Origin of the sequence: Pelorhabdus rhamnosifermentans, assembly GCF_018835585.1 — a bacterium.
Taxonomy (GTDB): Bacteria; Bacillota; Negativicutes; order UMGS1260; family UMGS1260; genus Pelorhabdus; species Pelorhabdus rhamnosifermentans.
Genome location: NZ_JAHGVE010000052.1, coordinates 1 through 9,566, shown reverse-complemented (window position 1 = coordinate 9,566; position 9,566 = coordinate 1). Strand labels below are relative to the sequence as shown.

At 40.5% G+C, this 9,566-nt stretch carries 8 protein-coding genes; all 8 read left to right on the top strand.

All coding sequences use genetic code 11. From position 1 onward, the window contains the following. Positions 1-338: NAD-binding protein (locus Ga0466249_RS25395; protein ID WP_215832295.1), on the top strand; the 338-nt coding region annotated here is incomplete at its 5' end. Positions 339-426: 88 nt separating this feature from the next. Beyond that, a complete protein-coding gene (locus Ga0466249_RS25390) occupies positions 427-861 on the top strand; it encodes a PPC domain-containing DNA-binding protein (protein ID WP_215832294.1) in 435 nt (144 codons plus the stop codon). Positions 862-946: 85 nt separating this feature from the next. Beyond that, entirely contained in the window at positions 947-2,101 is a 1,155-nt protein-coding gene (locus Ga0466249_RS25385) for a glycerate kinase (RefSeq protein WP_215832293.1), read from the top strand. Positions 2,102-2,202: 101 nt separating this feature from the next. Then, complete coding sequence (locus tag Ga0466249_RS25380; protein WP_215832292.1) at positions 2,203-3,300, top strand: DUF362 domain-containing protein; 1,098 nt, start codon at positions 2,203-2,205, stop codon at positions 3,298-3,300. A gap of 126 nt (positions 3,301-3,426) precedes the next feature. Then, positions 3,427-4,086: a GntR family transcriptional regulator gene (locus Ga0466249_RS25375; protein WP_215832291.1), complete on the top strand. Its 660-nt coding sequence runs from the start codon at positions 3,427-3,429 to the stop codon at positions 4,084-4,086. A gap of 212 nt (positions 4,087-4,298) precedes the next feature. Further along, complete coding sequence (locus tag Ga0466249_RS25370) at positions 4,299-6,221, top strand: sigma-54-dependent Fis family transcriptional regulator (protein WP_215832290.1); 1,923 nt, start codon at positions 4,299-4,301, stop codon at positions 6,219-6,221. A 344-nt stretch (positions 6,222-6,565) separates the two neighbouring features. Continuing rightward, positions 6,566-7,888, top strand: a complete 1,323-nt coding sequence (locus Ga0466249_RS25365) for a gluconate:H+ symporter (protein ID WP_215832289.1) — start codon at positions 6,566-6,568, stop codon at positions 7,886-7,888. A gap of 205 nt (positions 7,889-8,093) precedes the next feature. After that, positions 8,094-9,443 (top strand): glucarate dehydratase, encoded by a 1,350-nt coding sequence (gene gudD, locus Ga0466249_RS25360; protein WP_215832288.1) that lies wholly within the window; start codon positions 8,094-8,096, stop codon positions 9,441-9,443. The last annotated feature ends 123 nt before the right edge of the window (positions 9,444-9,566 follow it).

Sequence of the window (9,566 nt, the reverse complement as noted above, 5' to 3'; positions counted from 1 at the left end):
CCATGTCTGAAGCGTTAGTACTCGCAAGTAAAGTGGGCGTAGAACCGGAATTGGTATACAAAGCCATTCGAGGCGGATTGGCAGGAAGTACCGTACTAGATGCGAAGGCACCGCTTGTAATGGATCGTAAATTTGACCCAGGCTTCCGCATCAATCTTCACATCAAAGACCTGAACAATGTACTCGAAACTTCGCATGAAGTGGGAGTGCCATTGCCGCTGACGGCAGCTGTCATGGAAATGATGCAGGCATTGAAAGTAGATGGAATGGGAAATGAAGATCATTGCAGTTTGGCAAAATATTATGAAAAAATGGCTAATGTTGAAGTCAAACGGTAATTGATAAAAAAATATAGAGCCTCTTATCTTTTGATAAGAGGTTTTGTTTTCAATCTATTTCATTATGAACAGACAGAGGAGAGTAATTATGGAATATTATTGTACGGGATCTAAGATTGTATTGCGTTTAGATAAAGGCGAAGAAATTTTGGCAACGCTCACTCTGTTTTGTCAGCAGCATAACATAAAATTAGCTACTGTCACAGGCATTGGTGCGATTAACAAGGCCAGTATCGGTGTTTTTATGCAAGATACAAAAGAATATCATTCTACGGAATTGACAGGAAATATGGAAATTACAAGTCTTATGGGCAATATTTCTCAAAAAGAAGGGGAAGTTTATCTCCATTTGCACATCAATTTGGCTGATGAAACATATCAAGTTCGTGGCGGACACTTAAATGCTGCTTGGGTTGGGGCTACAGGAGAATTGGTTATGGATATTATCGATGGTCAAGTGGAACGCGAATATAGTACGGAAATTGGTCTTAATCTCATGAAGTTTGTGTCTGAATCTGCATAAGTGGCTAAAATAGTTGCCAAGGACTGGTAGGTGCTATACACTTTAAGTAAATAGAATAAACAGATAGATAGGACGTGACAAAAACATGCGAATTGTAGTTGCTCCGGATTCATTTAAAGGAAGCTTGTCGGCCATGGACGTGGCGAGTGCCATGGAAAAGGGAATTCATGCTGTTTTCCCGGAGGCCCAGGTAAGTAAGGTACCTATCGCTGATGGTGGCGAGGGAACTGTAGAAGCGCTAGTTGCTGCTACAGGAGGACGTATTATTCATCAACAAGTGATGGGGCCGCTTGGCGATAGAACACAAGCAAGCTGGGGTCTATTGGGCGATGGCGAAACAGCGGTGATTGAAATGGCTGCTGCCTCAGGGATCACACTGATACCGGCAGAAAAACGCAATCCGCGAGTGGCTACAACGTATGGTACAGGCCAATTGATTCAAGCAGCACTCGATCAAGGAATCAAAAAGATTATTATTGGTATTGGCGGCAGCGCCACGAATGATGGCGGTGCCGGTATGGCTCAGGCATTGGGGGTAAAATTTCTTGATGTTAATGGACAAGAATTGTCCTATGGTGGAGCTGCTCTTGCTCAGCTTGAAACAATGGATACAACTCATATCGATTCTCGGTTGGCCGAGACAACCATATTAGTAGCCAGTGATGTGGATAATCCTCTGTGTGGCGATCATGGCGCGTCTGCTGTGTATGGCCCGCAAAAAGGAGCTACACCAGAAATTGTGGCTGAACTTGATCAAGCGTTGAAGCATTATGCTGAAGTAGCAAAAAAAGTTATCGGTAAAGATGTGCTCAATCTTCCGGGAGCCGGAGCAGCTGGCGGACTGGGTGCGGGATTAATGATTTTTACACAGGCAAAGCTTCGCCCTGGTGTTGAAATTGTTCTAGAAGCCTGTGACTTTAGTAATACAGTAAAACACGCTGACTTAGTTATGACTGGGGAAGGCAATACGGATTTCCAAACAGCGCATGGAAAAGCGCCTGTTGGCATTGCTCAAATAGCGAAGCAATATGGTGTACCTGTCGTTTGTTTGTCAGGTGGTTTAGGGAAGGGCTGTGATGATGTGCTGAGAAAAGGCATTGATGCCTTAATGGGCACAGTACCGCGGCCTATGGAACTTACAGAATGCATGGCTCAGGCAGGAGAATTGCTTCAGGAAGCAGCAGCGAGAGTTTGCCGCCTTATTCAAGTGGGCTTCGATGTATCCAGTAGAAATCGATAAACAGACAGAATCTACTATTCCACTTTGAAGAAAGTATGCTCACAAAGAATTTTATGTGAGCATGTTTTGATATGACGTTATCGAATAGGAGAAAATCGGCGATGGAAAACTCAGAGATTCATGTTATTTATGGTTCCAATCCGGCCCAAATGACTTATGACCTTTTGGATAAAACTGAGCTTGCTAAAGAGCTTGATCCCGATATGTATATTGGGATCAAACCTAATCTTGTTGTGGCGAAAAAGGCTAGTGAGGGAGCTACGACATCCCCTGAGATTGTGGAAGGTGTTATTCGTTATTTACATAACCATGGGATGAAACATATTGCGATTATGGAAGGTTCCTGGGTTGGTGACAATACGAAACGAGCATTTCAGGTTTGTGGCTACGAAACACTTTCTAAGAAATATGACGTTCCTTTATATGATTTAAAAGACGATGATTTCGTTGTTAAACAAGTAGAAGGACTTTCAATGAAAGTTTGTAAAAAACCACTTGAAGTGGATTTTCTAATTAATATTCCTGTGCTAAAAGCACATTGTCAAACACTGATGACTTGTTCGTTAAAAAATATGAAGGGCTGTTTGCCTGACAGTGAAAAACGCCACTTTCATAGTCTGGGACTTCATAAACCAATTGGTTATTTAGGTAAGGTGTTAAAAGGCGATCTGATTATTGTTGATTCTATTGCAGGTGATCTGACTTTTGAAGAAGGCGGAAATCCCGTGCAAATGGATCGCATTATGGTCGGAAAAGATCCAGTGCTTGTGGATACTTATGCCGCTGCTTTGCTCGGATATTCGAAAGAAGATATTGAGTATATTGATATTGCCGAGCGGGTGGGTGTGGGTTCAACCAATCTTCAGGGGGCGCAAATTGTTGAATATAATATTGGATTAAAAAATGGCACACAATTTAAACCTTCCAATAAGGCAAAGCGGTTGGGGCAAAAGGTTGTGGCTAAAGAAGCCTGTTCTGCTTGTTACGGTACTTTGATTCATGCGCTGCAACGATTGGATGAGAAAGGTCAATTAAAATTTTTGCACTCCTCTCTCTGTATTGGTCAGGGCTTTCGTGGACAGACAGCCGATGGGTTGGGGATTGGTCAATGTACGAGTCAATGCCAGAAACATGTTGCGGGATGTCCGCCGACAGGGAAAAGTATTGTGGATTTTTTGGAAGGTCAATTGCATCAATAGCACAAAGAGTGCATGCATAGGTCATGCACTCTTTGTGCTATTGACAATGTGTAGAATGATATGTAAAATGTGAACTGTGAAATTTCACAGAATTCATTGGACAATACGGGAATGTGCGGAGGGCTTATGTTTGATAATCTTACAGATCTACCACTTTGTTTAGGATTAAATGATCAAGTTTATGATGTATTGAAAGACGCCATTTTGCAGCATAAATTGCAGTCTGGATCGAAATTGGATGTAAATTTGTTAGCTAAGAAGTGGAAAATAAGTCGGACTCCAGTGAATGATGCCATTCAACGCTTAATGATGGAGGGGCTGGTTTCGGTTATACCGCGTCGGGGGACATTTGTTGCTAGCATTGCTTTGGAGGATATTCTGCAACTTTTAGATGTTCGACTCATGTTTGAGTTACGTACAGCTGAATTGATCATAGAGAATATGCGTGTAGAACAGTTGCATGAATTAAAGCAGCTTTTGATTACCTTGGATAATTTACTTCAAAATGCTACGGTGGATTATATTCAGTATGGTCAACTGGACATGGAATTTCACTCACTGCCTGTCATGTGGACAAATAATCAAAGACTATATCAAATTTATCAAGCCCAGAATTTTCAGTGGTATATGACACGTGTTTGGAAGTCATCAGCAGGACAAATGGAACATTGGGCGATCTTTCAAGCCTATGAATCTCGTTCTTTAGATGCAGTTCAACAGGCTATTACGAAGCATATTGAGGCTGGAAAAGCCAGCGTTATTGAACGTAATAAGAAAGAGTGTTAAACTTTTCTTAGTATTAGCGATTCATAGAAGGAACTCAGCAATTGTTAACTGCCGCGTTACCTAAAAAATCATATTCAAAAGTTTTTTCAGGAATAGATTAAGCAGAGAAATCAGAACTTACATCACTTGATGTAAGTTTTTTTGTTAAAATAAAAGTACGACGACAGTCAAATCATACTGAGGATTGAACTTGATAAAATAGGTGGGATAAAATGAAAAGGATTGTTTTTATTGCTCCCTATCAAGAAATTTTAAAATCTGGAGAGCAGATTATTAAAAAATTAGACTTTATCGACAAAGTTGATTGTATTTTGGGCGATTTAACACGAGGAATCGCGATTGCCAGGCAGGCTGAACGGAATGGAGCCGATGTGATTGTGACACGCGGCGGTACGGCTGAACTAATTACGAATGCGGGTATTCAGGTGCCTGTTGTTGAAATTCCAATTACATTTCAGGATTTGGCAGAAGCTCTATTAGCGGCTAAGGCAATTACTAAACAGGAAAAACCTAAGATTGCTGTCATGGCCTTTCAAAACATGATACGCAGTATTGAGGTTTTTGCCAAGGTTATGGATGTCCAAATCATGGTTTATTTACTAAGATCGGAGGAAGAAATAGCTTCTACTGTTGAAAAAGCCTTGCGTGATCACCCGGATATTTTAATCGGAGGTATGCACACGACCGAAATTGCTGAGCGTAAGGGAATGAGAACGATTTTTTTAACTTCTGGCGAGGAATCATTCCGGACCGCTTTCTTGCAGGCTGAAAAAGTATCCTATGCTCGCCGACTAGAAAAGGAACGGATGAAAAAATTTCGCGTATTAGTTGATTACTCAGTCCAAGGTATTTTGAGCATTGATGGTCATAAGCGTATTGAAATCATGAATACTGCAGCCGAACGACTGTTGGGCCGTCCTTTGAAACAGGTTCAAGGAAAGAGTTTAGAAAAATTATGTCCAGACTTGCTATTGGATAATTGCTTACGGGAAGGACAAGTATATCGGGGTAAATTGGTTCAGATTCAGGGTCGAAAGTTTATGGCGAATGTTATTCCTATTGATATTGATGGGAATATTACGGGGGCTATGATTACACTTGAAGATGTTAGTCAAATCGTAGAAATGGAAGCCACGATTCGTAAGGAAAACTATAAAAAGGGTTTATCAGCACAATATCATCTAAGTGATATTATCGGGGGTTCACCACAAATTATGTCAGTTAAGCAAATTGCTGAAGATTATGCAGGTATTGATGCAACTGTGTTGATTCTGGGGGCGTCAGGGACGGGGAAGGAGTTATTCGCTCAAGGTATTCATAATGCCAGCAGACGAAAAAAACGTCCATTTGTTGCCGTCAATTGTGGAGCTATTCCGTCAAGCTTATTGGAAAGTGAATTGTTTGGATATGTCGAAGGTGCATTTACGGGAGCGAATAAAAAAGGGAAAGCGGGTTTTTTTGAGTTAGCTCATGGCGGAACAATTTTTTTGGATGAAATCGGAGAAATGGATAAAGTGGCTCAGATGGCATTATTGCGTGTGATTCAAGAAAGACGGATTATGAGATTAGGTGATGATAAATATTTGCCTGTTGATATTAGAATTATTGCAGCGACGAATAAGAATCTTAGTCAATTAGTTACCAAGGGAGATTTTCGGGAGGACCTTTATTATCGAATCAATGTACTTCCGATTCAAGTCCCTTCTCTTAAAGAACGTCGTGGTGACGCAGGTATTCTTGCTGAACATTTTATCGGAATGTATAATCAGCTGTTTCAGCGCGAAGTGATTTTGGATAAGAAAGCGAAGGAACTGGTGAACACCTATGAATGGCCTGGAAATATCCGGCAACTTCGCAATGTTATGGAACGGCTAGTGATTGTAGCGAAAGAAAAGGTTGTGTCGTCTAATTTTTTAGAAAACCTGTTTGATGTTCCGGCGGAGGCGGCTTTGAAAGGGGATTCTTTGAATATTGCCGAGAATGATTGTTCTGAGCGGGCAAAGATTTTGCATGTTTTAGAGGAAACAAATTATAATCAGAAAGAAGCTTCAAAGAGGTTAGGGATAAATCGTAGTACACTGTATCGCAAATTAAAATCACTTGGTATTCATCTGAAAAGGACTTGCACTACATAATGCAATTTGTGGACATAATAGTAAACTCGCAATAAATCTTGCGAGTTTTATTTTGCAATTTTTGAGATACTCATTTTCTGAACAAATTTGGTGCGCAACACATGGGGATGATTGCAACTATTGTTGCAATCATCCCCATGTTTATATTTGATACTGAGACTATTTTTTGTTGTTTTATTTAATTAATTAGGAAATTATGCACAAATTAAAGCTCAAATAACATAGCAAGTCGCAGTTATAAATTTAAATTTACTATTGGCATGAATATTGCAAATAGTAATATTGTTTGAAAAATCACAATAAACGGAAGCGCAAACTAATTTGTGATATGAAAGGGGATTTATATGGGATTATTTATTGTCGGAATCGGTGTTATTTTACTTTTGCTCTTAATGGTAGTTCTTAAGTTTGACGGCTTTATTTCATTAATTTTGGTATCATTGGTTGTCGGTTTTCTTGAAGGTATGCCTTTACACAATATTACAGCATCCATTTATAAAGGAATAGGAAGTCAGCTAAATAGTTTAATTCTTATTCTTGCTTTTGGAGCGATGCTCGGCAAGCTTCTTGCAGATTCCGGGGCTGCCCAGCGTATTGCGACGACATTTATCAATAAGTTTGGGAGAAAAAATGTTCAATGGGCAATGATTCTTACTTCTATTATCGTTGGTATTACTATGTTTTTTGAAGCGGGATTTATTGTTTTAATTCCTATTATCTATACTATTGTTGCTGAAACTGGTTTGTCACTCATGTATGTTGGTTTACCTGCAGTGATTGGGTTATCAACAACGCATAGTTTTTTACCTCCTCACCCGGGACCGGCAGCAGTAGCTACGATCTTCGGGGCTGACATGGGGCAAACCTTATTATTAGGGCTTCTCGTCGCTGTTCCGGCAGCCGTGATTGTAGGAGTATTCTATTCAAGAACTGACTTTGTGCTGAGTGCTAAAGCGTCAATTCCTGAAGGACTCGTTACATCTAAGATTTTTAAAGAGGAAGAAATGCCGGGCTTTGGCATAAGCCTATTGTCTGCGTTAATTCCTGTAATATTAATGGCTATTAGTACTTGTGGTGCTCTGGTACTGTCTAAAAAAGATCCTGTTATGTTATATCTTCAGTTTTTTGGAGATGCACCAATTGCTTTGCTTATTAGCGTTCTTATCAGTATGTTTACACTAGGTATTCAACGTGGTAAAAAGTTAAACGAAATTGTTCCGAGTATGGGTGCTTCTATAAAGTCTATAGCCATGATTATTTTAGTTATTGCTGCCGGTGGCGCATTTAAGCAAGTCATTGTCGATGCAGGAGTAGGTAATGCGATCACAGCGTTGACCAAAGGATTAGATATTTCTCCAATCGTTCTTGCTTGGGTCATTGCTGCAAGTCTAAGAATTGCGGTAGGTTCAGCGACCGTTGCTATTACTACCGCTTCAGGAATTGTTTTACCTTTAGTTCAAGCGAGTGGAATCAGCCCGGAATTAATGGTTCTTGCCACATCTTCAGGCAGTATTTTTGCTTCTCATGTTAACGACCCGGGTTTCTGGATGTTTAAGGAATATTTCAATATTCCACTTGCTCAAGCCATTAAGGTCAGAACGACATATACTTGTATATTATCGGTGCTTGGTTTAATCGGGATACTTATTTTACATCAATTTATTTGATTAAAAAGGTAATGAAACGTCAAGCAAATACACAATAAATATTGACGGTTTAGAAAATGAGTCTTTGTTTCATTTAACGTATATTGTAAATAGCTTTTTTGAGATTGATCGAATACTTGTTTTTTGATTGGCACAATATTTGCATCAATATATATCGTAAAAACAATATGATTATCTATTAGATATGAATCAGGAGTGATTATTAATGAGTATTCAGTCAAAAAAATCTAGTACACCTGTGATTACAGATATGCAGGTAGTTCCGGTTGCTGGGCAGGACAGTATGCTGCTTAATCTAAGCGGAGCGCATTCACCATTTTTCACCCGCAATATTGTGATTATGAAAGATAATGCGGGTCATACTGGTGTGGGTGAAGTTCCAGGTGGTGAGAAGATTCGACAAACGTTGGAAGATGCAAAAAGTCAGGTAATGGGACAGTCAATTGGAAATTACAACAACGTTCTTAATCGTGTACGCAATCAGTTTGCCGACCGTGATTCGGAAGGCCGCGGTCTTCAGACATTTGATTTGCGTACGACTATCCATGTTTTGACTGCGCTGGAAGCGGCGTTACTGGATCTTTTAGGTCAATTTCTGGATGTTCCTGTTGCCGCATTATTGGGGCAAGGTCAGCAACGAGAAAAAGTAGAGATGTTGGGGTATTTGTTTTTTGTAGGTGATCGAAATAAGACGGATTTACCTTACCTCAGTGCACCGAATGAAAAAGATGATTGGCTGAGACTTCGTCATGAGGAGGCATTATCAGCGGAGAAAGTGGTTTGTTTGGCCGAAGCGGCCCATGCACGTTATGGGTTTAATGATTTTAAGCTAAAAGGCGGAGTATTACGCGGGGACGAGGAAATGGAAGTTGTTACGGCGTTGGCCGAGCATTTTCCTAAGGCACGCATTACACTGGATCCGAATGGGGCTTGGCCATTGGATGAGGCGATTCGTTTGTGCAAAAATAAGAATCATATTCTTGCTTATGCGGAAGATCCTTGTGGAGCCGAAAATGGCTATTCAGGACGTGAGATTATGGCGGAATTCCGTCGGGCTACAGGACTACCGACGGCAACAAATATGATTTCTACAGATTGGCGGCAAATGGGGCATACCATTCAATTGCATTCGGTTGATATTCCTTTGGCCGATCCACATTTTTGGACGATGCAAGGATCGATACGTGTAGCTCAGATGTGTCATGAATGGGGACTTACGTGGGGATCTCATTCGAATAATCATTTTGATATTTCTTTGGCCATGTTTACACATGTGGGAGCGGCGGCACCTGGTAAAATTGCTGCGTTAGATACGCATTGGATCTGGCAGGAAAATCAGGAAAGGTTAACTAAAGAGCCATTTCAAATTAAAGAGGGGATGGTTGCTGTTCCTGATAGATCCGGGCTGGGTGTGGAAATTGATATGGCTCAAGTTGAAAAAGCCAACAAACTTTACAATCAGCATTGTTTAGGTGCTCGTAATGATGCTACGGCGATGCAATATTTAATTCCTGGTTGGAAGTTTGACAATAAAAAACCTTGTTTGGTTCGGTAAGATAGGCGACGCTATGAATATGGAACTGGGCGAGGTTAAATATCATTACAGGCGTGAATATGTCGGCAGGGTTGGTTGAAAAATTAGCCGATGTGCCGAATATTGTGGGAGCAAAAGATACTA

Coding starts and splice junctions, on each gene's coding strand:
- Ga0466249_RS25390 (WP_215832294.1), top strand. CDS start 427: ATGGAATATTATTGTACGGGATCTAAGATTGTATTGCGTTTAGATAAA.
- Ga0466249_RS25365 (WP_215832289.1), top strand. CDS start 6,566: ATGGGATTATTTATTGTCGGAATCGGTGTTATTTTACTTTTGCTCTTA.
- Ga0466249_RS25385 (WP_215832293.1), top strand. CDS start 947: ATGCGAATTGTAGTTGCTCCGGATTCATTTAAAGGAAGCTTGTCGGCC.
- Ga0466249_RS25380 (WP_215832292.1), top strand. CDS start 2,203: ATGGAAAACTCAGAGATTCATGTTATTTATGGTTCCAATCCGGCCCAA.
- Ga0466249_RS25370 (WP_215832290.1), top strand. CDS start 4,299: ATGAAAAGGATTGTTTTTATTGCTCCCTATCAAGAAATTTTAAAATCT.
- Ga0466249_RS25375 (WP_215832291.1), top strand. CDS start 3,427: ATGTTTGATAATCTTACAGATCTACCACTTTGTTTAGGATTAAATGAT.
- gudD (WP_215832288.1), top strand. CDS start 8,094: ATGAGTATTCAGTCAAAAAAATCTAGTACACCTGTGATTACAGATATG.